Raw genomic sequence first — 24,844 nt, forward strand, 5'->3', positions numbered from 1 at the left:
GAAGCCAAACACCCTGACTACGGCCCAATCGGGCTATTGTGGCTAATTAGTAATTAGTAGACTATCCGTTATAAGATATTTGCATATGATTAACGAGATACATCATGAAAAAACTATTTACCTTTGCGGTTTTATTGTCAGCAGCGACTATAGCTAATGCTAATCTAATACAAAATGGCTCTTTTGAAGACACAAACCAGACTAACGGCACATGGAGTGTTTATAGCAGTATTAATGGCTGGTCAACAACCAACGGAGCTGGTATTGAAATTCGTAACAACGTAGAAGGTGTTGCCTCTAATGGCGTTAACTTTGTTGAATTAGATTCCCATAACAACAGCGCAATGGCGCAAGTGATTACCACTTCGGCTGGCTCACTATACGAACTTTTGTTCGATTATTCACCGCGTATTAATCAGCCTTCTACCACTAATGGCATTGCAGTCTTTTGGAATGGCACATTATTGGCTGAGATTACTGGTACAGGCGGCGCGAGTAACTCATGGGTTACGCAACAATTTTTTGTAACAGGTACTGGCAGCGATGTATTACAATTTGCTGCAACTGGCACAAACGATAGCTTCGGTGGCAATATTGATTATGTACAGTTGAACGCTGTACCAGTACCCGCAGCAGCTTGGTTATTTGCTTCTGCATTGGGGCTGTTTGGTATTGCTCGTCGCAACTCTATTTAAATTTATTTCTTAAATAGTATCTAAAAAATGGGACTTAATTAAGTCCCATTTTTTCGTCTTGATTGTAATCTCCGCAGCTATCTTTCATCTGCTTGTTTAGTATTCTTGCCAATATCAAAACAATTTCATTGTAAAATGTCGGCATGTTGCTATCTCAGTTAAATCAAAAAGTTAAATCTGGTGAAAAAATCGCCATGCTCACCTGTTACGATGCCACCTTTGCCAAGTTAATGGAGTCTGCTGGTGTGGATATTTTGTTGGTGGGCGATTCACTCGGCATGGTGTTACATGGCGCAGAAAATACGCTTAATGTCAGCATGCACCACATGACGTATCACACCAAAAGTGTCGCTGCTGGCGCACCAAACACATTGATTATTGCCGACATGCCGCTTGGAAGTTATGAGCACGATGCAGAAGCTGCCTACAAAAATGCAGAATGGTTAATCAAATCTGGCGCGCACATGGTTAAGTTTGAGGGTGGTGGCGAAAAAGCCAGCACGGCTAAATATCTGGTTGAACGCGGCATTGCGGTTTGTGCACATTTAGGTTTCACGCCGCAATCAGTTAACCAATTGGGTGGCTATAAAATTCAAGGCAAAACCGCAGAAGGCGCAGCTAAAATACTACAAGACGCAACTGCGATGGCAGATGCTGGCGTCAGTTTTATCGTGCTAGAAATGGTACCAGCCAGTTTGGCCAAAATAATCACCGAAAGCATTAAAGTACCCACTATTGGCATCGGTGCTGGAGTAGATTGCAGCGGCCAAGTATTAGTGATACAAGATTTATTAGGCATTTACACTGGCCCAGCGACAAAAAACTCCGCCGAATTTAAATCTCCGCGCTTTGTGCGCAACTTTTTAAAAGACACCAATAATATTCACGATGCGGTCTCGACTTATGTCAAATCCGTGAAAAATAAAACTTTCCCCGCTTTAGAACACAGCTATTAGCATACAGCTCTAAAACATCTCTATTCGCACTAAATTATTGGGCCAATATTCATTGCAATATAAAAAATTATTGGCTAAATTTTTTATCGGCAATCTTGCCAATTGCCATAAAAAATCCAACTTTATCTTAAAAAACCCTTCATTAATGGTGGTTCCATACAACCGAACATGGCTTATATAAACCAATCACAATATAACTTAAAATAAATTTCCCTTATAAATCAATCAATTGATTTTACATTCTTACTGGAATAGAACTTGCTGTAAAAACAACTCATCAGTAAAAATTAAAATCAGGGAGATTTTGCATGGTTAAACACAACCTAAAATTAAAAGCCATTCCAGCGATTGTTTCATTAGCAATGTTGACAATCACTTTACAAGTTCAAGCGGAAGAGATTGCTGTCAATGCAGTAGAAGTCACCGGTATCTTGCCAGAAAAATTAGAATCCGTACCGGGCTCATTTAATGTTATTGACGAAAAAGAATTAATCGACCGCCGTCCTTTTACAATAAGAGAAGCACTTAACAATGTGCCCGGCATCAATATTGTGGGTGAAGATGCGTTTGTTTTAGCGCCAAATATTGGTATTCGTGGTTTAGATCCACGTCGCACTTCACGTACATTATTGCTAGAAGATGGCATGCCACTGTTTTTAGCACCTTATGGCGATCCATCAGCACATTATTCAACACCATTGCAACGCGTTAGCCGTATTGAAGTGGTTAAAGGTTCAGGTCAAATTTTATATGGCCCACAAACCATTGGCGGCATGATCAACTTTGTGACAAAACCTGTACCGAAAGATGGTTTTGCAGGTAGCGTGCAAGCAAGTGCTGGCAATAACGACTTTACTGGTTTACATGCTAATGTCGGCTACGGCAACGAGCAAGGCGGCATTATGCTAGACGCTTTACAAAACAAAGGCGATGGCATTCGTGACAATCATAAATTTGATGTGCAGGAATACACGCTCAAAGGTCAACTTAACTTAACTGATCGTCAAACATTGATTGTCAAAACTGGTTACTACAAAGAAGATTCAAATGTCTCTGAAACAGGTTTAGGTGAAGTGGATTATGCAAGAGACAAGTTTCAGGCACCTTCTGGCAAGAACGATCACTTTAAGCAAGAGCGTAAAACATTACAGCTACAACATATTTTCCAATTTGACGAAAGCGCCAAACTGTCTACTCAAGCATACTACGTAGATTCATTCCGCTCCTCATTCCGCCAAACTGATGCGCCTGGTGGATATGAAGGCGACCCTGGTGACGAGGGTAGCTCGACTGGCATTACAGTGCTGGAACGTTGCCCAGGTGACGATACTGCAACAGAAGCAAATGCTGAAACCTGCGGTGGTCGCCATCGTCCACGTAGCTACCGATATTACGGTTTTGAACCGCGTTTAGATTTCCAACATAATTTATTCGGCATTCAAAGTGATGCAGTTGTTGGTCTTAGATACCATCAGGAAGACATCAAACGTCGTCAATTCCGTGGCAATGATGCACGTGCGCAAAGCTTATCTTTCTTAAAAGCAAATATTGGATTAGTGCCATCTGGTGTTGCGGCTTTCCGCGAAGATATTCGTATCGATGTGGACGCTAAATCTTACTATGCTCAAAATACTTTTTATTTGGGTAATTGGTCATTAACACCTGGTGTGCGTTACGAAGACTTGAAAATCAAAACGACAGTTTTACAAGCAAGTGGTAATGCAGGATTCTCTACAAGCACCAATAGACAAACCGAGGTCTTGCCAGGCTTTGGCATCGCTTGGAACGGCATTGCTAACACAACGCTGTTTGCTGGTGTGCATAAAGGTTTTGCACCACCACGCCCAGACCGTGACCTTGATGGCTTTGCAATTGAAAACACCAAGCCAGAAACTAGTGTAAATTGGGAAATCGGCGCTCGTTCAAATTACTTTAAGGGCATTAACATCCAAAGCACTTTATTTCACACAAAAGTGGATGATTTAGTGATTAACGGCGGTGCTGGTAGCTTTGTTAATGCAGGTCAATCGGAACAATCTGGTTTAGAGCTTGCTGCTCGTGTAGATTTTGGTACGATTTACAACACTCCGCACAATATTTACTTGCAAGGTTCTTACACAAACGTCTTTAAAGCAGAATTCACTAAAAATGGTCAAGATCCAAGCGAAGGCATTGTTAATGGCGATCGTTTACCTTATGCACCACGTCATATCGCATCAGTCAGCGTTGGTTACCAACATCCCGTAGGATTTGATGCGCGCTTTGGTGTAGATTATGTGAGTCGTCAACAGACTGATACTTTTGCACGCGTACTTGACCCAGTAGATGCTGCTTTATCAGGTTTGGCAGGCGATATTCCAGCTTATACTTTGCTGAATATGTCGGTTAACTTTAAACCAGTCGGTTCAAAAGCTAGCTACTTTATGAGCGGCTATAACTTAGCTGATAAAGAATACTTGGCAAGTCGCGTTGATGGCATGGCCGTCGGACGTGGCCGTCAGGTAGTTGCAGGCGTGCGTTACGATTTCTAATCGTTAATTTTAGTGGTTAAATTTTAACCGTTAAACAGCACTGGCGTTAATAAAAAGCAATTCACTTCGCAAGAGGTGAGTTGCTTTTTTATTTGTACTAGCTATCAAGCAAATCGGATTTATCAGGCGTTTTAATCCTGTTGTGGTTTAAAATAACGCCATGCAAATAATTGACTCAAAAAAAGCGTTAAGTATTGCCCTTAAAAACCGCGTTAATATCGGTTTTGTACCAACCATGGGCAATTTACATGCTGGCCATATTCACTTAGTACAACTTGCAAAACAGCACGCTGACTGTGTGGTTGTGAGCATCTTCGTTAACCCATTACAGTTTGGCGCCAATGAGGATTTAGCCAATTACCCGCGCACATTAGAAGCTGATTTTGAAAAACTAAGTGCTGCAGGTGCAGATTTTGTATTTACGCCAAGCGTGGCTGAATTGTATCCAAATTACGATGGTAAAAATCTGAACCAGACCATGACAATCGCCCTGCCAGCTATAGCCGACATGCTTTGTGGCGCTAGTCGTCCTGGCCATTTTGCAGGTGTTGCGACAGTAGTCGCTAAACTTTTCAATCTCATACAACCGCAAATCGCCGTATTTGGACAAAAAGATTTTCAACAACTTTTTGTCATTCGTGAACTGGTTAATCAATTCAATTATCCAGTTGAAATCATCGCGGGCGAAACGGTACGCGAAGCAAGTGGCCTTGCTTTAAGTTCTCGAAACGGCTATTTAAGCGAAACGGCGCGCGCGTCTGCAAACCAATTAAATCAAGCTTTACAGGGAATCGTTGCTTCTTTAAAAAATGGTAATACGAATTTCAATCAATTAGAAAATCTCGCTGTTCAGCAATTAACCAACTTCGGCTGGTTGGTCGATTATATTTCTGTTCGCTCAGCCGATACTTTGCTCCCAGCAACAACGGACGACAAAAATCTGGTGGTTTTAGGCGCGGCAAAATTGGATAAAACGCGCTTGATCGACAACATAGCCTTTTGCGCTAAGTGATTGAAAAGACTATAATACAATCCCTTTTAATAAACGGTTAACCCCGCAAAATAAATCATGCAACGAACCATGCTTAAATCTAAACTGCATCGTGTAAATGTGACACATAGCGAGTTGCATTACGAAGGCAGTTGCGCGATTGATGAAGCTTTATTAGAAGCGGCGAATATTAAAGAATACGAGCAGATTAATATATATAACGTCACCAATGGCGAGCGTTTTAGTACTTATGCGATTCGTGCAGACCGTCATTCTGGCATTATTTCTGTCAATGGCGCAGCTGCGCACAAAGCGCACCCAAAAGACATCATCATTATTGCAAGCTATGCACATTACACCGAAGCGGAACTGCAAAACTACGCACCGCAATTGGTGTATGTGAATGATCAAAATCAGATTCAAACTCAACGTAACGCAATTCCAGCACAGGCCGCTTAAATAATGACAACAGATTCAAAAGCAACAGATTCAACACAACCAGCATCAAAACAAGCAACGTTTGATTTAGAAGCGATGAAAGTTGCGGTAATCGATGCCTTGGATGATATTAAAGGCTTCGATATCACCACAATGGATGTGCGAAAACTCACAAATATGACTAGCTACATGATAGTCGCAAGCGCCACTTCTAGCCGTCAAGCTAAAGCGATGGGCGATAACGTGCGTTCTAAATTAAAAGAAAAAGGCTATGAAATTCGTGGCACAGAAGGCGAAAAAGAAGGCGAATGGGTATTGGTCGATTTAAACGAAATCGTTGTACACATTATGGTGCCAGCAACGCGCGCCTACTATAATTTAGAACAATTATGGGGCGATGCAGAAGCGCGTCGCGGACATATCAAAGCGGTTTAGTTAACATCAATTTAGTTAACCAAAACAAACCGACAATAATCACTAGTGATTAATTAGTAGTTATGAAGCTGCGCATTATTTCGGTTGGCCACAAAATGCCCAATTGGGTTGAAGTGGCTTGTGCAGAATACACAAAACGCATGCCGCGCGAATTAGTGGTCGAGATTATCGATATCAAACCCGAAAAGCGCGCCGCGGGCAACAGCACAGAAAACATCCAACTCATTGAAGCAAAACGTATTTTAGAGGCGATTGGGCGTGATTATCTGATTGCCCTAGATGAGCGCGGCAATGAAATCACCACTTTGCAGCTAGCCGAAAAGCTATCAAGTTGGCAGGCTGGTGGCAGAGATGTCGCGCTGGTAATTGGCGGCGCAGATGGTTTGCATACTTCCGTCAAACAAAAAGCCGATTGGTTATGGAGTTTATCGAAACTCACACTTCCGCATGGTATGGTGCGTATCATGCTGGCAGAACAACTTTATCGCGCACATTCCGTTATTCAAAATCATCCTTATCACCGCGAATAAATTCGCCCAATTGCTGGCATGTTAAATGCTTATATATCAATAAAGCATATAGAAGCTTATTTTTATGGTAAAAATGCCCCAAAAATGGGAATTTAGTCCTTATTAGCTTAATTTTGAAGCAATCTTTAAGATCGGGGATTTGTTAATGGATAACAAAAGTTTAGTTTTATTATCAAAATTTTCAGTTTCAGCAAGAAGATTAATCGGCTCAGTTAATCCCGCCAAACTGCTGAAAGACCCTGAATATAGCGCAGAGGTTTTTCAAAAAGCTTTTGAGCTTGGCGATGAAGAGTTAATCATGCTTTCGCTTGAAGTTCAGACCATGCTTGGACTAATTTCCGCCACCACACCAGTACAAAATACAGCGAAAGTGGTTCCCATTAAGCAGGAAGAAGAACCTGAGAAAAAATATATGTTTGGGGCCAGAAGCTAATCTAACTAACTTCTACAAATTAATTAACAACTATAAACTTAACGCTATTTAATCGTTAAGTTTTAATTTAATTTTTAATCTTCAACTTAATTGATTGGTTTAAACCAGTATAACAATTACAAACATCATGTTTTGTTAAACTAGACAGATTATTTACTGTCTTTTTTGCATGGCTTATATCCACACTAACTCAGAATCCCACACCGAATCCAACGCAAAATCGTATGCAAAATCATTAGTTTGGTTTAGACGTGATTTGCGCGATTATGATCACGCCGCGCTTTATCATGCATTGAAAATATCCAGCCAAGTTTATTGCGTGTTTGTATTTGATACTGAAATTTTAGACCATTTGCAAGACAAGGCAGACCGCCGAGTTGAGTTTATCTGGGAAAGCATCCACGCATTAAAAGCGGCACTGCAACTTAAAGGTGGCGATCTGATTGTTTTGCATGGCAAAGCAAAAGAAGAAATCCCTAAACTAGCACGTTCATTAGAAGTTGAAGCGGTTTTTGTTAACCATGATTATGAACCCAATGCTATTGAACGCGATAGATTTGTGGCGGATACATTAAAGCAAAATCATATTGATTTTCATCATTATAAAGATCAGGTTATCTTCGAAAAAAATGAAGTCCTAAACATGGCTGGCAAGCCTTATGGCGTGTTTACACCGTATAAAAACATGTGGCTTAAAACACTGAATGATTTTTACGTAAAACCATATCCAGTGGATAACTATGTACAAAACTTAGCTAAGAGCGAAGAAACGCCCTTGCCTAGTTTAGAAAGCATGGGGTTTGAACGTACTAATTTATCTAATATGCACCTGCCCACTGGCATGCAAGGCGGATTGGCGTTATTTGATGATTTCAAACAGCGCATGAGTCGCTACAAAGAAGCGCGCAATTTTCCTGCGATTAAAGGCGTTTCTTATCTTTCAGTGCATTTGCGATTCGGCACCGTATCGATTCGCCACTTAGCGCGCGAGGCTATGCAAGTTGCAAGTATTGGCAGCCAAAGCTGGTTGAATGAGTTGATTTGGCGTGATTTTTATTTTCAAATTTTGCACCATAATCCACATATTGCCGTAGGCAAAGCGTTCAAAGCAGAATACGACAAGTTACCGTTTCCCAATGACAAAGCGCTATTTCAAGCATGGTGTGATGGTCAAACGGGTTATCCATTAGTCGATGCGGCTATGCGGCAACTTAACACAACGGGATTTATGCATAATCGCTTGCGCATGGTTGCAGCTAGCTTCTTGGTAAAAGATCTGTTGGTCGATTGGCGCTGGGGTGAGCGCTATTTTGCCGAAAAATTAATCGATTTCGACCTAAGTGCAAATAATGGCGGCTGGCAATGGGCGGCAAGTACAGGCTGCGACGCACAACCCTGGTTTAGGATTTTTAACCCAACCACTCAAAGTGAAAAATTTGATAGTTCTGGCAAGTTTATTCGGAAATATGTGACAGAACTGAGTCAGCATGATGACAAAGAACTGCACGCACCGTGGTTAATTCCACCATTACGTCAACAATCAATGGGTGTAATCATTGGTAAAAATTACCCTTTACCAGTGGTTAATCATACCAAACAACGAGCACTGGCCTTGTCTTTATATAAAAGTTGCAGCTTAAATAAAAATGAAAGTGACGGCATTAATGACGAGGCATAGTAATTGCTTAAGCTTTTGACTAGATATTCAGCCCTTGTGTGTATTAATGATTAACGTTGTTTCTACGCAACAATAAGTTGAGTGGCTAAACGGTTGAAATTTAATCTGTAGACAATGCCAACGCTGTCAGTGATAATGTTGGTGCTGTGTGTGATAAAATTCGGTTGGTAAAAATACAGCTTAAAAACAATTAATAACGTAATAAAAATTCAAATAAATCAAGTGAACATAATAATGCATTCAAAATTAATTACACTTTCTCTAAGCTGCTTGCTTGCCATATTCGTCAGTGGATGTGCAACAACGAATAATAATGACCCATTAGAAGGTGTTAATCGCGGTATTTACAAATTCAACGATGTGGCTGATAGAGCGATTATTAAACCCGTCGCAAAGGCTTATAAAGCCGTTACACCTTCGCCAATTCGCAAAGGTTTTAACAATTTCTTCAATAATCTAGGCTCGCTTACAACGGTTCTAAACGACTTGTTGCAATTTAAATTTTCCAATGCATTCACTGACGCAGGTCGATTTGTGATCAATAGTACGTTTGGTTTGGCTGGCTTTATTGATGTTGCGAGCATGGATAATATTCCCAATCATAAAGAAGATTTCGGTCAAACACTAGGCCACTGGGGCGTGGGGAATGGCGCTTATTTAGTATTACCGATATTAGGCCCAAGCACCGTGCGTGATGCAGCTGGCTTTGCCATTGATACGGCGACATCTGACCCTATTACTTATACGCATAATATTGGTCAAGTACGTTTACATAATCAAATACGTGCAGCGCAACTTGTTGATAAAAGAACCCAATTATTAGATGCAGGCGACCTTGTAGATGAGGCCTCGCTTGATCCTTATTCATTTGTGCGGGAAGCTTATTTACAAAGGCGAGCAAGCCAAGTTGCAGATGGCGTTGTTGATGCAAAAGCTTATGACGATGGTTTTGAACCTGCAGATGAAGATACCGTTAAATAAAACTGTTTAATATCACTTAATTAAGTAAATGCATTAATAAAAAAAGCCCTGTAAAAAAAGGGCTTTTTTTATTACCGAATCATAGTTAACTCAACTGCAATTAACCCGCCGCTACTGTCATTTGTTCAATCAAAATAGAACCAGTCAATTTTGAGGTATTTTTAATCGCATCTGTCCCGATTGCTATAATTTGATTCAGCATATCTTTCATATTACCCGCAATCGTAATTTCTTCTACGGGATAAGCAATCACACCATTTTCGACCCAAAAGCCTGCCGCTCCCCGCGAATAATCGCCTGTCACCATATTTAACCCATGGCCTAACACTTCAGTGACTAACAAGCCTGTACCCATTAACTGTAATAATTCAGCAAGACTCTGCCCAGTCGATTGGACAATCAAATTGTGACTACCACCCGCATTACCTGTCGTTTGCAACCCCAATTTTCGCGCTGAATAACTGGATAACACGTAACCTTGCAAGATGCCGTTTTGCACTAATTGGCGTGATTTGGTGGCAACACCTTCACTGTCAAACGGGCTACTGGCAACCCCTTTGTTTAGATGCGGATTTTCTAAAATATTTAACAATGGAGAAGCAACTTGCTTACCTAAACTATCCAATAAAAAAGAAGACTTTCGATACAAGCTACTGCCAGAAATAGCGCCAATGAGTGAAGATATCAAGCCTGATGCCAATGGTGCTTCAAATAAAACGGGGTATTGCCCTGTTTGAATCGTACGCGCACCTAAACGTCTGATACTGCGTTCGCCAGCTATTTTACCCACTGATTGCGCAGAGTCCATATCCAATTGATCACGCGCACTGGTATACCAATAATCGCGCTGCATATTATCGCCCTCGCCTGCGATAACCGAGCAACTCATGCTGTGTCTTGTACTGGCGTAACCACCGACAAATCCGTGGCTATTCGCGTAAGCAAACACACCTTCACTATTGGAAACACCTGCGCCTTCTGAATTAGTGATGCGCTCTTTATCTACTTCTAAAGCTGCGGCTTCACAAGCTTTCGCAATTTCAACCGCTTCATCCACACTGACATTCCATGGATGATATAAATCTAAATCCGGGATTTCAGTCGCCATTAAATCTGCATCTGCCAAACCGCAAAATTCATCTTGTGCGGTATATTTTGCAATATTACACGCCGCTTCTACGCTGTCTTTTAATGCATTTGGACTTAAGTCTGAGCTGCTGGCATGACCTTTTTGTTGACCAAAATACACCGTAATCGACATGCCTTTATCGCGATTGTATTCAATGTTTTCAGTCTCGCCTAAACGAACCGATACATTTTGACCTGTACCGAAACTCACTTCAGTTTCTGCGGATGATGCGCCAGCTTGCTTTGCTATCTTGAGTACATCTTGGGTGATTTGTTTTAAATGCGCTAAGTCCATTGTGGGGTTTGATTAATTCAATTGGCTAAAACTGGTATCATACCGTAGCTCAACCTAAAGCTGCTAGATTAAAACAGCAGCAACTTAACCCTATAAACAAGCCAAAAAATCCAAGTGAATACCGTGACTGAAAACGAACCATTAGAGCCTATCAGCAAAACCAAATTAAAAGCCGAAGCAGATGCGCAGCAGGCGATTGGTAAAAAGTTAATCGATTTATCCAAAGATAAATTGATTAAACTCAATCTGCCAGAAACCTTGTTTGATGCGGTGATGGAAGCAAAACGCCTTACGGCCAATGGTGCAGTGCGCCGCCAGCTACAATACTTAGGCCGATTAATGCGCGACGTGGACAGCGCACCAATTGTTGAACAATTGGAAGCGTGGGAAGGAAAAAATACGCAAGAAAATGCGCGCTTTCATACCATGGAACGCTGGCGCGCACGTTTGATTGCAGAGACAGCCGCGTTGGCAGAATTCTTAGCCAAGTTTCCACAGTCCGATATTCAACAATTACGCACCCTAATACGCAATGCCCAACGTGAAGCAGCCGCAGAGAAGCCGCCAAAAAGCAGCCGTGAATTATTTAAGTTGATTCGCGAAGTTAGCGAAACATCTGAATCTAGCGACACAGATGAGCTGAATGAAACAGACGAAAGTGAACCGCCGATTTGACAGCGCATGCGATCAATATATTGGCAGCAGTTATTTTTGTATGCGCGCTTTTACATACTTTTTCGACTAAATACTTTGAAGCGCTAGCAAATCGCCATTCAAACCATGCAGGATTATTTCATCTACTAGGCGAAATAGAAGTGGTTTTCGGATTTTGGGCGTTTATCTTAATCGGTTTATTGGCAGCATTTGCAGGCAGCAATTACGCTATTGATTATGTTGAATCGCGCCATTACACCGAGCCACTATTTGTGTTTGTCATCATGGTGGTCGCTGCCTCAAGACCTTTGCTTGAAGTAGTGCGTACGCTGGTAAAATCTATTGCTAACTTAATTCCCATCAATAATTTACTCGCCCAAGTATGGTTAAGTTTTGCGGCTGTACCTTTGCTGGGTTCATTTATTACTGAGCCTGCAGCAATGACACTCGCCGCACTGATACTCGCGCCACAAGTATTTAAACAAGGTATACCCGAATGGCTGAAATACGCAGCGCTTGGTGTGTTATTCGTCAACATTTCGATTGGCGGCACATTAACGGCCTACGCGGCTCCGCCCGTTTTAATGGTTGCCAGCGCATGGCAATGGGACTCCGCTTACATGGCAAGCACATTCGGCTGGCGTGCGGCAATTGCTGTGTTGATCAACGCCACTGCCATCAGTTATTTATTACGCAAACATTTAGGTGATACACCCACTTCAACTAAAACAATCAAAGAAAACAAAATCCCTGTTGCAGTCAGCTTCATTCATGTGCTGTTTTTAATCGCCGTGGTTATTTTTGCGCATCATCCGGTATTATTTTTCGGTTTATTCTTATTGTTTTTAGGTTTTACGCAGGCCTACGAGCGCTATCAATCACCATTATTGTTAAAAGAAGGTTTGTTAGTTGGTTTCTTTTTAGCGGGGTTAGTCGTGTTGGGCGGCCTGCAGCAATGGTGGCTGCAACCGATTATTTCTACTTTGGCACCTATTCAATTATTCTTTGGTGCAACTGCATTGACAGCAATCACCGATAACGCCGCACTCACCTATTTGGGCTCGCTGATTAGCGGCATGACTGACCAATCCAAATACATGTTGATGGCAGGTGCTGTAGCAGGCGGCGGGCTGACTGTGATTGCAAATGCGCCTAATCCGGCAGGCGTGGCATTGTTAAAAAAAGGCTTTAATGATGAGTCAATCGGCGCAGGTCAATTACTTGTCGGGGCATTGGCACCAACGGCTGTCGCTATTGTGATGTTTTTAATCTAATTACTTAACACTTTTTTCGCTTAAATTAGCGCAATAAATTAGACTTAGAGCAAAGTCACTCTTCAATCGCTTTATCCGCATCTTTTTTAGGCGGCAGCAGAAACTCTTCCGGATGTTGATTTAACCGTGACAATACTTTCACAAATAGTAATCGCCATTGTGCAAAACTAACTTTTCGCGACTTCATCGCAACATATAACGCTAAACCAAAGCTCACCGCCAGATTCATGGTGGCAATCAGAAAAATACCTAACCCCGCCATTAAAAACATATGTGTGGTCAGATTAAAATCCAAAGTAAATGCTGAAAAACCAATAAACGCAGAAGCAAAAGTCACGTGTCGAATATCGATTGGCAGCCCTAGCAACACACCCAAACCTGACATTCCGCCAAGCAGACAGCCGAAATAAAAATTACCCGCCAGCGCACCTAAATTATTTTCAATATAGTTAGCCAAACGATTTAACCTAGGTTTTCCCAATAATTTTTGCAGCCATCTAAGCGCAGCCAAGCGTTGTGGTATTTTGTTATAGATAGATAAGTTATCGTGATAACCCGCAATTAGGCCCGATAAAAACAAACAAACGCCTGCCACGCCCGCATATAAAACCGCGCCACTTTGGCTGGGATCATTATCTCTTAATAGTTGATGCGCTTTTTCGACGTTGACAAAATGATTGCCAGTTAAATAAAAAATTACCCATGAAATCAAGATACTTAACGGCAACAACACCATCACATTGCCCAAAATAGCGATTGTCTGGCTGCTCATGGTTTGCGAAATAATCTTAACCAATTTATCTAAGTTTTTAGTCTTGCCGTCACTGCTACCAATACTGCTAGCAATCGCCGCGGCGGTCATGGCTGGTTGTTTAGTCGCCACCGTAAAATGCAGCGTATGAATCCACACAAAACCCAAACCATAATTAAGGCTGAACAAAATTGCCTCTGTCAGTGGTGCAAAATGCTGTTTGGCGATGAGGATTTTGAGTACCGCCATAATCGAAATAATCAATCCCGCACCCATCGCGGAGCGCATCAATTTGAAATAATCAGTGCGTGTCGTGGTGATGTAGTGCTCGCCAGTTCTGCTGGCATTTTCAGTCACCCTTAATGCAATTAACTCAATATTTTGGCGAAAATGTTGCCGCACGTCATTCTTGTGGCATTCTGCATAAACCAGCGTTTTAAATAAACTGAGCGCGTCGAACTTTACGCTGGTTTTATTCTTAATGCCCACGATCATGCCGAAAATCGCTTGCAACCTGTCCAGTTGCTGCGTCATTCTTTGCAATAAAAAGGTTAGGCGAATACTCGTACCCGTTTGCGAGCTGTTTTTACGAATTTTCGTAATCACCTCTCTACATTGCTGCAGCATGATCAACACATGGCTGACATCGGTCTGATTGGCACTATCGGCGCTGACAACAGCCGTAATTTCAGCATTTTGAATAATAAAAGGTGAAGTATGTTTTTCTAAATTTTCGTGGTTTTTAACCAACTCCGGCTCTAAACCAGAAGCCGATAATCGGTAAGAAAGTATCTGTGATGCCTCTAATAACTCATCATAGATCGCATTCACAACGTCAGCATCCGCAATGTCAAAATGCAGCGCATCCATTAACTGCAGCCAAATTTCATCCGGTATCGCTAACACCCATTTTTCATCGCTGGTTTCAGTAAAAATCAGCGCAAAGATGTCTTTTAAGTAACGTTTATCAATCGCTTCTGGCAGAATTAGGTGGCTAACACGACGATTGAGTTCTGAGAAAAAACCACTACTTGGCTGAATACCAGAATCTGCAAAAATAGAAATAGGCCGATGTGCTTGGATAAGATTTAAAACCGCCGCATGCAAATAGTCGGCATAGGCTTTATTACTATTTAAAACTTTACACAGCGTTTGTAGCGAATTTGTCGCATCTTCCGCTTTATTTAATCCGCTTGGACGTATCGCGCCAACGATATCGGCCAACAATTGGATGGAATCTGATTTTCCTTCTAGACGAATTTTGACTAAATGCGCCTGCAAAATGCCTTGAATGTTGCTGTAATGAGTCATGCTATCTGAAATATACAAAAAAATTGCCACTCGAAAGTAGCCTGAAAAAGGGATAAAGCTATTTAATCACGTGGCGCACGTTTATGCCTAACGATTAAGCACGCCTAATGATTAAGCGCGCCACGTGGCAATTAACTTAAATTGAATTAACGTTGATTGATTGCAACTTCTACGGTATTTGGTTGACCAGCACGTTCATACACCATTGCAACGGTTTGGCCTTGATATTTGCGCGCCGCGGTTGATAACTGCTCTGGTTTTTCAAGCACGGTGTCACCCAGTTTGATTAACACATCGCCACGCTTTAAATTGGCTTTTGCTGCGGCGGAATTTTTAATCACCGCAATCACTTTTAAACCCTCTTCTTCAATCGCTTTTTCATCTTCTGGCAATTCTTTTTTAGATAATTTAATCACATGCACGCCTAACAAAGGCTTAGGCAATTTTGCCCAATAACTGGCGTAATAATTATAGTTAGTTTGCTCTTTTTCTAAATCTTTTTCAGTTAACGCTTTGCCTGCTTTAGCGGCTTCTTTAATTAACGCTATTTTATTGGCAGGCGTTTTCTCAGTACCATATTTGCTGTAAACCAGCACCGTATCTGCTTTTAGCGCTTTCGCATAAGCCAATGCTTGTTCAGCTGGCACATCGCCCGCAGTAAACCCTGATGAACCCATCAAGTCATAACCATTTTCAAGCATGCTGATATCATCTTCTTCCTTATGATTACTCACATACATTTTGGTATCTGGATTAGCCTGTAAAGAAGCTAAATTGCCGCTATTTTGTGCTTTATAGCTTTTTGCATACCAGTTTTCGGCAGGGCTAATATCAGTAGGATTAGCCGTTTCAGCCGCGTACAACTGTGTTGCCAATAAAAATATACCCAACGTTAACAAACTGCCCAACATTAATTTTGGCGAAATACCTTTTTTAACTAGAGCATCTTGTTTGGGACTTTTCGCTCGCGCACTATTAACCTGCATAGGCTGATAATTGGTTTTTTTGATTGATGTTTGATGACGAACAGGCAGCATGAAAGAATCCTTTTACATTGAAAATGTTATGATTAGCGCTTAAACAATCACACAACAACACAGACACGCTAATGATAAAACAATTCATTAAAATTGGCTTAATTTCTATTTCCGATCGCGCAAGTAGCGGCGTCTACGCCGATAAAGGCATTCCCAGTTTACAAGAATGGTTAGAAAAAGCCCTCATTACGCCCATTAAATTTGAAACGCGATTAATTGCCGATGAGCAAGATGAAATCGAAGAAACTCTCATTGACTTAGTCGATTATCAAACGTGCCATTTGATTTTCACCACTGGCGGCACAGGCCCTGCTTTGCGTGATGTAACGCCAGAAGCCACATTAAAAATTGCCTACAAAATCATGCCCGGCTTTGGTGAGCAAATGCGCCAAATCAGTCTGAATTTTGTGCCGACAGCTATTCTGTCCAGACAAGTCGCTGTTATTCGCAAACAATGCTTGATTATTAATCTGCCTGGTCAACCCAAAGCAATCGCACAAACGCTTGAGGGTTTAAAAAGTGAAACAGGTGAAGTGAAAGTGCACGGTATTTTTGCGGCTGTGCCGTATTGTCTGGATTTATTGGCAACTGAAGATTCACCGATGCCGTATGTGGAAACCAATGAAGCAATTGTAAAAGCCTTCAGGCCAAAGTCAGCCGTATCAAATAAATCTGCACTATAAAGTGATTATTTTTAAGCAAAAAAAGTGTTAAGTACTAAGTGTGAAATTCTGCGTACTAGAATGTATAAAATAAAAAAAGCGCTGAATAAACAGCGCTTTTTGTAAATCATTAATGCATCTTATTGATTTGCACGGAACACGATGCCTACGTATCTAAATGCTCCTAAACCATCCCAACCAACTGGGTAATTATTACTAAAGTTATTCACACTGGTGGTGTACTTTTTATCAAATAAGTTTTTAGCGACTAAATTCACTGAAAACTTATCGTTTTTGCCACCAACGATACCAAAGCCACCGTCAGTTACAGAATAACCACTCACTTTGCCGTACTCAGATAATTGTTGCTCTAAGTTTTGTTTTGAGCGCACCACAGTACTAAAGAATGCATGCCCTTTAAAGCCATTATAGAGTGGGAACCAATAATCCGCACCAATAATACCAGTTAAGCGCGGAGCACCAACAATTTGCTTGCCTGTGTTATCGCAAACCACACTTGTCGTTATTTCTGCAGGGCAAGTCGCTTCACTCCAATCGGTATAAGTTGCATGATTGTATGCCCCTGCAAAATTGAATGACAGATTACTATTGACAGCGTAAGCACCATCAATTTCAATACCACGCACAGTGATTTCAGGAATATTACCAAAGTCAGATATATATCCTGTTGGAACACCTGCTGATATGCCTACAAAATTACTGGTCGTCGCTTGGTAGTCTTTGATTACAGTATTGTATAAGTTTACGTTCAACATTAATTTACGGTTGAGCAACAAGCTTTTTACACCCAGTTCGAAATCCACAGTTTTCTCTGGATCCACGGTTAGCCGCGCGCCATTACTAGTCCTAAATGCGACTGCGCTGGATTTTTCACCGCCCGCCGCTGAGGCATAAAACATCACATCCTCATTATATTTATAACTTGGACTTAACAACCAAGAAATTGAATTTTCTGTGAGTGAGTCTTTAATAGGCCCAAATGTAGCTCCGGTTTGTGCTGTTCGAATTGCATTTGCTGCAGAAAGTTCAGCTACAGAAGCTCCTGGAGCATCCGCTGCTGTAAGAGGAGTAAGTGCAGAGCCGTCAAAAAAGGTGCTTTGACGAGTTATCGAATTTTCACGTCTTTCACGTGTAAATCGTAGACCAGTAGTTAGGTCTACTTTTTCTACTAAATGCCAATTGATTTGCCCAAATATTGCACGGCTATCTACTTCTGATATTTGTCTATTGGTGGCAAATACATTGTTAAGTGATTTTTTCAATAGATTAACGCCAGAGGATGTGGCTGGATTAGCACCTGCGCCGTATAGAGTATTGTATTGTCCATTTGTCGCAAAGAACGCACCTGCATCGTCGTAATAAACATTTCTACTTAGCGTATCGGTTTTCCCATCTAAGTAAAAGAAACCCGTTTGATAATCAAACAAGCCACCTTCTTCAGAAGTTAAACGAAACTCTTGAGTAAATTGATCTGCATTGACTAAAGTTCCACCACGCGAAAGATTAAATTTAGTTTCTTGCGCGTCGTTTTTCGCATCAAACAGATAACGACGACCACCTGTAATTGAAGTCAATGTAACTGGGCCTAAATTCCAATCTAAAGTAAGTGCTGCGCCGCGATTATAAGTTTTTAAAGGTTGCGCAATCACTGTGTTTAACTCAACTTCGTCCAGATTATTCTTGCCAATTAAGGGACGATAATTTCCGCCATCAAAATATCCGCGAGCTAAACGGCTAGTATGCGTAGTTGTTCGTATTACACTGCCACCGTCTGTTGTCAGGGGATCAATAATCTTGGCTTTTGTATTGCTATTTTCATTAGCAAATGCCGCATCTAAATTCACTTTAGCCGTAATATTTTCAGTTGGGGTAGCCAAGAACTGTAGACGACCGCCGTAACGATTTTTCTCATGTGTCGCACCACCATTGGTGGTTGTAATTTCACGGTCGCCCGTTTGTTTGTCTACAAAGAACGAACCACGCCACGCCAATGCATCTTCAATGATACCGTTAGTGTATGCGCCACGCGCTTTAAAGCCGCCTGGGGAATCACCCGAATTATTCAAACTTGAGCTTGAATTGCCGCCCGCTTCCAACTCTAACCAACTGCTTTCTTTGAAGCTTGGCGCACGGCTGACATAATTGATTAAGCCCATTGTGGTGTTTTTGCCCTTCAATGTTCCTTGCGGGCCACGCAGTACTTCTACACGATCTAAATCACTAAAGTTTTGAAACGACATACCAACTTGGCTTAAGTAGATATCATCTACCACAATACCCACTGCAGATTCCGCGTTTTCATTACCTGTCGATTTCCCCACGCCACGAATCGAAATGCCGGAGCGGCGTGCATTTGGTGTAGTAGCAGTTAGACCTGGCGATACACGTTGCAAATCGTCAATGCTAAAAATACGGTCGCGATCAATTTGCTTGCCGCCAATAATATTGATTGGAATAGGCACATCTTGTGCGATTTCTGTACGATTGCGAGAAGTAACCACTACGCTACCGAGCAAATTGGTATCATCAACAACGGTTGCTTGCTCTGCCTTAGGCTCACTCGGCGCTGTTGCGGTTTCTGCAGGCTCACTCGGATTAGTGGTGCTTGCATTTGGATCATTTTTAGACTGGTTAAGCGCATCTTTGGTAGCCTTTAACTCTTGCTCTAACCGAAGTATTTTTTCTTGATATTCTTTTTCGGTTACAGCGTTCTCTGCCGCTAATAATTGGCCTGAGTATGGAATCGTAAGTGATGTTAGTACGATTAAACCACCCAAGCTCATGGATGATTTAATTGGATGCGCTGAAGCGATAATATCGACTATTCTTTTTCTAACGAATCCTGTGAGTTTGTTTTCTGTTTGCATGTAATCCCCCAAATAATTAAGTTCTAACGATGAACTTCTAGCTGACTTCTTCGAGTCAACAACAAGGGAATGCATAGGCAAGTATTGTTCCAACAGATATATTTTATTTTTTTAAATTACTTACAAACATATAAGACTTTGAATTAATTATTATTTTTTTATATTTTCCGTCAAAAATTAATTTTTTCACTCTGTTAATTTCTAATCATTTTTTATAGTGTTAAGTTTCTAAATCAGCAGCCTGTATTACAACTGTTGCTATACAAACAAATAACGATAATTGAGCAACAGTTATTTGAATGCTTTTCAACATCTCACAAAATCTTATTACTTCGATTTAGTTTAAGTCGGTTATAGGCTAATATCCTCAACATGATTATCCCATTGCATCGCTTTTTGAAACGATATTCGATAAGGCGCACGCTACTTGCGCTGTTAGTTGCATCGCTTTTTATGACTACCTACTTAATGTTGATTGAGCTCCCACCAAAAAAGATGGGCTGGCCGTATTGGGATAAAGTACAGCATATACTGGTATTTTTGATACTAACTGGATTAGCATTAAGTTTATTTTTTAAGCAGCGTTGGCGCTGGGTATTAGGGCTGGCGATGTACGGCGCATTAATAGAATGGTTGCAAGCGACACTGACTATCACCCGCATGGCCACAGTGGGTGATTGGCTGGCCGATATAACTGGTATCGCTATCGCAGTTATGGTGTTTGTGCTGATTGATAAGCTATGCATAAAACCTGCCGCAAACTTAATCTCGCATTCCGCCTAATATTGGCACATTAATATGTCTTCCGAATTTAATTTAATCGCACAATACTTCACCAAACCTACACCGCAAGCGGATTTAGGTGTGGGCGACGATGCCGCTTTAATTTCTATTTCAAGCGGTATGCAGCTTGCTATTTCAGCCGATATGCTGGTAGCAGGCACTCACTTTTTTGAGGATTGCGACCCGTACCGATTGGGCTGGAAATCACTCGCTGTGAATATATCCGATATGGCGGCGATGGGTGCGCAACCAAAATGGGCGACTTTGGCGATTGCATTGCCCAGCATTGACGAGGCATGGTTAAAACCGTTCAGCCAAGGTTTTTTTGCTTGCGCGGATCAATTTGGTGTCGATTTAATTGGCGGCGATACCACACGCGGACCACTCAATATCAGCGTGCAAATCATGGGCGAAGTGCCCACTGGCAAAGCCATTAAGCGCAGTGGCACAAAGATTGGTGACGATATTTGGGTAAGCGGAAATCTTGGCAGCGCGGCGTTGGGTTTGGCGCATTTGCAAAATAAAACCCATGTTTTAGGCAATGCGCTACCAGTTTGTTTAAACGCACTACACATGCCTACGCCACGATTAGCACTGGGTATAGCTTTGCGCGATATTGCCCATAGTTGTATTGATATTTCAGATGGATTGCTGGCGGATTTGGGTCATATTTTGCAATCATCGAAACCCAGCAACTCCACATTTGGCGCACAGATTGATTTAGCGCAAATTCCCTGCATCGCTTATCTAAAGCAAGATTTACAAAACGCACAAACGCAGCAGGCTATTTTAGCGGGTGGTGATGATTATGAGCTTTGTTTTACTGCTCCAAAATCCAAACGCGCGGCCATTCAAATGCTCAGTAATCAGCTTGGCTTGCCGTTAAGCTTAATTGGTGAAACTCAAGAAAATTCAGGTATTAAAGTGATGTATAACGATAAACAATTAACGCTTTCAAACAAAGGGTTTGACCATTTTGACTAACTCAAATCCAGCTAATCAAGATTCAGCAATTTCAAATCAGCCAACATTCAAGCTGTTAATCGCGCATCCCGCCCATTTTTTAAGCTTGGGTTTTGGTAGTGGATTAGCTAAAAAAGCACCTGGCACTTTTGGCACGCTGGTTGGTATGCCGATATTTTGGCTGCTTTCACGCTATACATTTCATACACAATTAATCGTGATTACTTTCCTATTTTTAATCGGCATTTATTGTTGCGCCAAAACAGGCAAAGCCTTGGGTGTGGCGGATCACGGTGCGATTGTTTGGGATGAAATCGTTGCCATTATGTTGGTGTTAGCGTTCACACCGCTGCATTGGTTTGCATGGTTAATCGCATTTGGTTTATTCCGTTTATTTGATATTTGGAAACCCTTTCCAATTGAGCAATTTGACGCGAAACTCAAAAATGGCTTCGGCGTGATGTTTGACGACTTACTGGCTGCCATTTACGCAATCGCTGCTTTTAAAGTGCTGTTATGGATATATTTGGGGGTAAAAGTGCATGCATGAAAGCGCACTTTTATATGATCAAGCGCTTTTAAAACAAGCCCATGCATTAGCCAGCGAATTGGGTATTTTGTTAAAAGCACGCAACATCATGCTCACTTTGGCAGAATCCTGTACGGGCGGTATGGTTGCAGAAACGATTACCAGCTTGCCCGGCAGCTCTGCTTGGTTTGATTGTGGATTAGTGACTTACAGCAATCAATCAAAAATTGAGCTTTTAAAAGTGTTAAGTCAAACACTGGAAACCTACGGTGCAGTTAGCGAAGCGGTTGCAAAAGAGATGGCATTAGGTTGTTTAAGCAGAATAACGCCTGATAAAACTCACACCTATATTGCCGGCAGTATTACGGGCATTGCTGGGCCAGATGGCGGAACTGCAGAAAAACCTGTCGGTACCGTTTGTTTTGCTTGGTCAGGATTAAACTTAAGCACACAAACTGACTTGTTCACACAAGCTGAAACGAAGATTTTCAGTGGAAATCGCCAACAGATCCGTCAACAAGCCACGGTTTTTATGCTGCAAAACTTGATTAAAATATTAGGTTAAGTAAACAATTAAGTACAATAAGTTAACTACTTAACATGAACAACTTATTGAAATTAACGACTTAACGTTAACAAGGCATGAAGTTTAAACTTGCCTCGTTAACGATTAATGAATAGGTGGTTAACGATGTCCACGGCGATCATCACCTCTGTGTCCGCGGTCATCGCCACGATTACCCCAGCGATTATCGCGATCTCTGTTGCCATAATAGCGGCGGCCGTTGTCGCGATGTCCGTTGTTAAAGTACTGATAACCAAATGAAGCACTTGGCGCATAGTAGTAAGGACTTGGATAAACTACTCTTGGCGCACTGTAATAAGGTTGAGCATAATAAGCGTTTGGCGCATAAATAACGGGCGGCGCTGAATAATATCGGACAGGTGGCGCATAATACCCTGGCCCACCGACATTAATACCAATACTAAATGAATCTCGCGCAGAAGCCGATGTTATCGCTGCCGCACTTAATGCTAAAACCACTAATAATGAACGTAATGTTTTCATATTTCCTCCGATTAAATCAATACTCCGTGCATTAAAAACGCTTTCAGATTTAAAAAGTCTACTTTGCACCTTAAAATTATTGTTTAACTTAATAAATACATCGCAAATTAAATACATCGTAAATACCTCGGTATAAGTCTGAGTTAAGCTTACGTTTAAGCGCAAATTATGAAATAATTAGCAGTTAATTAAGTCCCTCAAAATAAAGGCAAAACTACATGGATGACAACAAAAGCAAAGCACTCGCCGCCGCACTTTCACAAATTGAAAAACAATTTGGCAAAGGCTCAATTATGCGTATGGGCGATGCCGATATTGGTGAAGACATTCAAGCAGTTTCCACTGGTTCGCTTGGTTTAGATATAGCGCTTGGCATTGGCGGTTTACCGCGCGGCCGAGTGATTGAGATTTACGGCCCGGAATCATCAGGCAAAACAACGCTAACGCTTTCTGTGATTGCAGAAATGCAAAAAATTGGCGGTGTTGCTGCGTTTATCGATGCGGAACATGCGCTTGATCCACAATACGCGGCTAAATTAGGCGTTAATGTGCCGGATTTATTAATCTCGCAACCAGATACTGGCGAACAAGCGTTAGAAATCGTCGATATGTTGGTGCGCTCAGGTTCTGTAGATATCGTGGTCATCGACTCGGTTGCTGCTTTAACGCCGCGTGCTGAAATCGAAGGCGAAATGGGCGATTCACACATGGGTTTACAAGCGCGATTAATGTCGCAAGCTTTGCGTAAACTGACTGGTAATATCAAACGCACAAATACAATGGTGATTTTTATTAACCAGATCCGCATGAAAATCGGCGTAATGTTTGGCAGCCCAGAAACCACGACTGGCGGCAACGCGCTTAAATTCTACGCTTCAGTGCGTTTAGATATTCGTCGTACTGGCGCCATTAAAAAAGGTGATGAAGTCACTGGTAGTGAAACACGCGTAAAAGTCATTAAAAACAAAGTCGCACCGCCATTCAGACAAGCAGAATTTGACATTATGTACGGCGAAGGTATCTCACGTTTAGGCGAGGTGATTGAGTTAGGTTCAAACCTGAAATTCGTTGAGAAAGCGGGCGCTTGGTATAGCTACAATGGCGAAAAAATCGGCCAAGGTAAAGAAAATGCCAAGGAATATCTGCGTGAGCATCCAGAAATGGCTGCTGAAATTGAAGCGAAAATTCGTGCCAATGCTAAACAATTAGCAGACGGCATGACAGCGCCTAGAACTGAAGATGATTGATATTTGCTTAGCTTAAAATAATCATTTTTAGGCTTTTAAAGTATGTTTAAAAAATCTAGCGCGCCTGAAAAGTCACTGCGACAACGTGCACTGGAATATTTAGGTAAACGTGAATATTCATACAAAGAGTTAGGGCTAAAACTTCAGCCTTATCTTGATGAAAATGATGATGCAGACAGCATTACAGCGATTTTAGAAGACTTTAAAAAACGTGGCTGGCTATCTGATAAACGCTTTACTGAGCAAATGGTATATGCACGCAGGGCAAAGTTTGGCAGTAGTAAAATCGTGCACGAGCTGCGAGAAAAAGGCGTTGATGGTGCGTTAATTGAAGGCGCGATTGAACAGCTGAAAGAAACTGAACTCAGTAGCGCAATAGAAGTTTGGCGTAAAAAATATAAGCAAGCGCCTGCAGATCGTGATGAATGGGCAAAGCAAGCGCGTTTTTTGCAAAGTCGCGGTTTTGGTTTTGATGTGATTAAGAAAGTAATGAATAATCCGCAAGAAAACGATGATGATTAAATTAGTCTGTCATCGTTATTTGCACATTGGCGGAAATCTATTTGAAGGCTATATATTTAAAGC

24 protein-coding genes are annotated in these 24,844 nt (G+C 41.6%); 19 read left to right on the plus strand and 5 right to left on the minus strand.

Annotated features, from left to right (window positions below):
• The first annotated feature begins 104 nt into the window (after nt 1–104).
• The 10 genes from METVE_RS0101370 (at nt 105) to METVE_RS0101425 (ending at nt 9,668) form a co-directional block, all read left to right on the plus strand.
• Nucleotides 105–695 carry a hypothetical protein gene (locus tag METVE_RS0101370; protein ID WP_020166655.1) on the plus strand — a complete coding sequence of 197 codons (591 nt, stop codon included), beginning with the start codon at nt 105–107 and terminating at the stop codon, nt 693–695.
• A 143-nt stretch (nt 696–838) separates the two neighbouring features.
• Complete coding sequence (gene panB / locus METVE_RS0101380; RefSeq protein ID WP_020166657.1) at nt 839–1,651, plus strand: 3-methyl-2-oxobutanoate hydroxymethyltransferase; 813 nt, start codon at nt 839–841, stop codon at nt 1,649–1,651.
• Nucleotides 1,652–1,959: 308 nt separating this feature from the next.
• Entirely contained in the window at nt 1,960–4,182 is a 2,223-nt protein-coding gene (locus METVE_RS0101390) for a TonB-dependent receptor family protein (RefSeq protein ID WP_020166658.1), read from the plus strand.
• Between the two features lie 160 nt (nt 4,183–4,342).
• Nucleotides 4,343–5,194: a pantoate--beta-alanine ligase gene (panC, locus tag METVE_RS0101395; RefSeq protein ID WP_020166659.1), complete on the plus strand. Its 852-nt coding sequence runs from the start codon at nt 4,343–4,345 to the stop codon at nt 5,192–5,194.
• 57 nt (nt 5,195–5,251) lie between these two features.
• Entirely contained in the window at nt 5,252–5,632 is a 381-nt protein-coding gene (panD, locus tag METVE_RS0101400; RefSeq protein ID WP_020166660.1) for an aspartate 1-decarboxylase, read from the plus strand.
• A gap of 3 nt (nt 5,633–5,635) precedes the next feature.
• Nucleotides 5,636–6,046: a ribosome silencing factor gene (gene rsfS, locus METVE_RS0101405; RefSeq protein WP_020166661.1), complete on the plus strand. Its 411-nt coding sequence runs from the start codon at nt 5,636–5,638 to the stop codon at nt 6,044–6,046.
• A 62-nt stretch (nt 6,047–6,108) separates the two neighbouring features.
• Nucleotides 6,109–6,576, plus strand: coding sequence for a 23S rRNA (pseudouridine(1915)-N(3))-methyltransferase RlmH (gene rlmH / locus METVE_RS0101410; RefSeq protein ID WP_020166662.1), 468 nt, complete (start codon nt 6,109–6,111; stop codon nt 6,574–6,576).
• Nucleotides 6,577–6,721: 145 nt separating this feature from the next.
• On the plus strand, nt 6,722–7,009 hold the full coding sequence (locus METVE_RS0101415) for a hypothetical protein (RefSeq protein ID WP_020166663.1): 288 nt from the start codon (nt 6,722–6,724) through the stop codon (nt 7,007–7,009).
• A gap of 169 nt (nt 7,010–7,178) precedes the next feature.
• Nucleotides 7,179–8,687: a cryptochrome/photolyase family protein gene (locus tag METVE_RS0101420; RefSeq protein WP_020166664.1), complete on the plus strand. Its 1,509-nt coding sequence runs from the start codon at nt 7,179–7,181 to the stop codon at nt 8,685–8,687.
• A gap of 234 nt (nt 8,688–8,921) precedes the next feature.
• Nucleotides 8,922–9,668, plus strand: a complete 747-nt coding sequence (locus METVE_RS0101425; RefSeq protein ID WP_020166665.1) for an MlaA family lipoprotein — start codon at nt 8,922–8,924, stop codon at nt 9,666–9,668.
• A gap of 100 nt (nt 9,669–9,768) precedes the next feature.
• Here METVE_RS0101425 and pmbA read toward each other — a convergent pair whose 3' ends face one another.
• Nucleotides 9,769–11,091, minus strand: coding sequence for a metalloprotease PmbA (gene pmbA, locus METVE_RS0101430; RefSeq protein WP_020166666.1), 1,323 nt, complete (start codon nt 11,089–11,091; stop codon nt 9,769–9,771).
• A 114-nt stretch (nt 11,092–11,205) separates the two neighbouring features.
• On the opposite strand from pmbA, the gene yjgA reads away from it, so the two are divergent.
• Both yjgA and METVE_RS0101440 read left to right on the plus strand, forming a co-directional pair.
• A complete protein-coding gene (gene yjgA / locus METVE_RS0101435; RefSeq protein WP_020166667.1) occupies nt 11,206–11,766 on the plus strand; it encodes a ribosome biogenesis factor YjgA in 561 nt (186 codons plus the stop codon).
• A complete protein-coding gene (locus METVE_RS0101440; protein WP_232415354.1) occupies nt 11,763–13,019 on the plus strand; it encodes a putative Na+/H+ antiporter in 1,257 nt (418 codons plus the stop codon). Before yjgA ends, METVE_RS0101440 begins: the two co-directional genes overlap by 4 nt.
• Before the next feature lie 55 nt (nt 13,020–13,074).
• Here METVE_RS0101440 and METVE_RS0101445 read toward each other — a convergent pair whose 3' ends face one another.
• A complete protein-coding gene (locus METVE_RS0101445; protein ID WP_020166669.1) occupies nt 13,075–15,111 on the minus strand; it encodes a site-specific recombinase in 2,037 nt (678 codons plus the stop codon).
• Nucleotides 15,112–15,227: 116 nt separating this feature from the next.
• Nucleotides 15,228–16,118, minus strand: coding sequence for a PDZ domain-containing protein (locus METVE_RS0101450; protein WP_020166670.1), 891 nt, complete (start codon nt 16,116–16,118; stop codon nt 15,228–15,230).
• A 71-nt stretch (nt 16,119–16,189) separates the two neighbouring features.
• On the opposite strand from METVE_RS0101450, the gene mog reads away from it, so the two are divergent.
• Nucleotides 16,190–16,801: a molybdopterin adenylyltransferase gene (mog, locus tag METVE_RS0101455; RefSeq protein ID WP_020166671.1), complete on the plus strand. Its 612-nt coding sequence runs from the start codon at nt 16,190–16,192 to the stop codon at nt 16,799–16,801.
• Nucleotides 16,802–16,920: 119 nt separating this feature from the next.
• Here the strand turns inward: mog and METVE_RS0101460 are convergent, their stop codons facing one another.
• Nucleotides 16,921–19,668 carry a TonB-dependent receptor gene (locus METVE_RS0101460; protein WP_020184152.1) on the minus strand — a complete coding sequence of 916 codons (2,748 nt, stop codon included), beginning with the start codon at nt 19,666–19,668 and terminating at the stop codon, nt 16,921–16,923.
• Between the two features lie 453 nt (nt 19,669–20,121).
• Between METVE_RS0101460 and METVE_RS0101465 the strand changes: the two genes are divergently transcribed.
• From METVE_RS0101465 to METVE_RS0101480, 4 genes are read left to right on the plus strand one after another with little or no spacing between them, the layout of a single operon-like run.
• Nucleotides 20,122–20,451, plus strand: a complete 330-nt coding sequence (locus METVE_RS0101465; RefSeq protein ID WP_232415355.1) for a VanZ family protein — start codon at nt 20,122–20,124, stop codon at nt 20,449–20,451.
• 15 nt (nt 20,452–20,466) lie between these two features.
• Entirely contained in the window at nt 20,467–21,435 is a 969-nt protein-coding gene (thiL, locus tag METVE_RS0101470; RefSeq protein ID WP_020166674.1) for a thiamine-phosphate kinase, read from the plus strand.
• Entirely contained in the window at nt 21,419–21,964 is a 546-nt protein-coding gene (locus METVE_RS0101475; RefSeq protein WP_020166675.1) for a phosphatidylglycerophosphatase A family protein, read from the plus strand. The genes thiL and METVE_RS0101475 overlap by 17 nt, the downstream gene beginning before the upstream one ends.
• A complete protein-coding gene (locus tag METVE_RS0101480) occupies nt 21,957–22,508 on the plus strand; it encodes a CinA family protein (protein WP_020166676.1) in 552 nt (183 codons plus the stop codon). The genes METVE_RS0101475 and METVE_RS0101480 overlap by 8 nt, the downstream gene beginning before the upstream one ends.
• 120 nt (nt 22,509–22,628) lie before the next feature.
• On the opposite strand, the gene METVE_RS0101485 is transcribed toward METVE_RS0101480, so the two are convergent.
• Nucleotides 22,629–23,012, minus strand: a complete 384-nt coding sequence (locus tag METVE_RS0101485) for a hypothetical protein (RefSeq protein WP_232415356.1) — start codon at nt 23,010–23,012, stop codon at nt 22,629–22,631.
• A gap of 218 nt (nt 23,013–23,230) precedes the next feature.
• Here METVE_RS0101485 and recA point away from each other — a divergent pair, with 218 nt between their 5' ends.
• Both recA and recX read left to right on the plus strand, forming a co-directional pair.
• Nucleotides 23,231–24,259, plus strand: coding sequence for a recombinase RecA (gene recA / locus METVE_RS0101490; RefSeq protein WP_020166678.1), 1,029 nt, complete (start codon nt 23,231–23,233; stop codon nt 24,257–24,259).
• A 42-nt stretch (nt 24,260–24,301) separates the two neighbouring features.
• Nucleotides 24,302–24,781, plus strand: a complete 480-nt coding sequence (gene recX, locus METVE_RS0101495; protein WP_020166679.1) for a recombination regulator RecX — start codon at nt 24,302–24,304, stop codon at nt 24,779–24,781.
• The last annotated feature ends 63 nt before the right edge of the window (nt 24,782–24,844 follow it).

Source organism: Methylotenera versatilis 79, from assembly GCF_000384375.1.
Lineage (GTDB): Bacteria > Pseudomonadota > Gammaproteobacteria > Burkholderiales > Methylophilaceae > Methylotenera_A > Methylotenera_A versatilis_B.

Coding starts and splice junctions, on each gene's coding strand:
- METVE_RS0101370 (WP_020166655.1), top strand. CDS start 105: ATGAAAAAACTATTTACCTTTGCGGTTTTATTGTCAGCAGCGACTATA.
- panB (WP_020166657.1), top strand. CDS start 839: ATGTTGCTATCTCAGTTAAATCAAAAAGTTAAATCTGGTGAAAAAATC.
- METVE_RS0101390 (WP_020166658.1), top strand. CDS start 1,960: ATGGTTAAACACAACCTAAAATTAAAAGCCATTCCAGCGATTGTTTCA.
- panC (WP_020166659.1), top strand. CDS start 4,343: ATGCAAATAATTGACTCAAAAAAAGCGTTAAGTATTGCCCTTAAAAAC.
- panD (WP_020166660.1), top strand. CDS start 5,252: ATGCAACGAACCATGCTTAAATCTAAACTGCATCGTGTAAATGTGACA.
- rsfS (WP_020166661.1), top strand. CDS start 5,636: ATGACAACAGATTCAAAAGCAACAGATTCAACACAACCAGCATCAAAA.
- rlmH (WP_020166662.1), top strand. CDS start 6,109: ATGAAGCTGCGCATTATTTCGGTTGGCCACAAAATGCCCAATTGGGTT.
- METVE_RS0101415 (WP_020166663.1), top strand. CDS start 6,722: ATGGATAACAAAAGTTTAGTTTTATTATCAAAATTTTCAGTTTCAGCA.
- METVE_RS0101420 (WP_020166664.1), top strand. CDS start 7,179: ATGGCTTATATCCACACTAACTCAGAATCCCACACCGAATCCAACGCA.
- METVE_RS0101425 (WP_020166665.1), top strand. CDS start 8,922: ATGCATTCAAAATTAATTACACTTTCTCTAAGCTGCTTGCTTGCCATA.
- pmbA (WP_020166666.1), bottom strand. CDS start 11,091: ATGGACTTAGCGCATTTAAAACAAATCACCCAAGATGTACTCAAGATA.
- METVE_RS0101450 (WP_020166670.1), bottom strand. CDS start 16,118: ATGCTGCCTGTTCGTCATCAAACATCAATCAAAAAAACCAATTATCAG.
- mog (WP_020166671.1), top strand. CDS start 16,190: ATGATAAAACAATTCATTAAAATTGGCTTAATTTCTATTTCCGATCGC.
- METVE_RS0101460 (WP_020184152.1), bottom strand. CDS start 19,668: ATGCAAACAGAAAACAAACTCACAGGATTCGTTAGAAAAAGAATAGTC.
- METVE_RS0101465 (WP_232415355.1), top strand. CDS start 20,122: ATGACTACCTACTTAATGTTGATTGAGCTCCCACCAAAAAAGATGGGC.
- thiL (WP_020166674.1), top strand. CDS start 20,467: ATGTCTTCCGAATTTAATTTAATCGCACAATACTTCACCAAACCTACA.
- METVE_RS0101480 (WP_020166676.1), top strand. CDS start 21,957: ATGCATGAAAGCGCACTTTTATATGATCAAGCGCTTTTAAAACAAGCC.
- METVE_RS0101485 (WP_232415356.1), bottom strand. CDS start 23,012: ATGAAAACATTACGTTCATTATTAGTGGTTTTAGCATTAAGTGCGGCA.
- recA (WP_020166678.1), top strand. CDS start 23,231: ATGGATGACAACAAAAGCAAAGCACTCGCCGCCGCACTTTCACAAATT.
- recX (WP_020166679.1), top strand. CDS start 24,302: ATGTTTAAAAAATCTAGCGCGCCTGAAAAGTCACTGCGACAACGTGCA.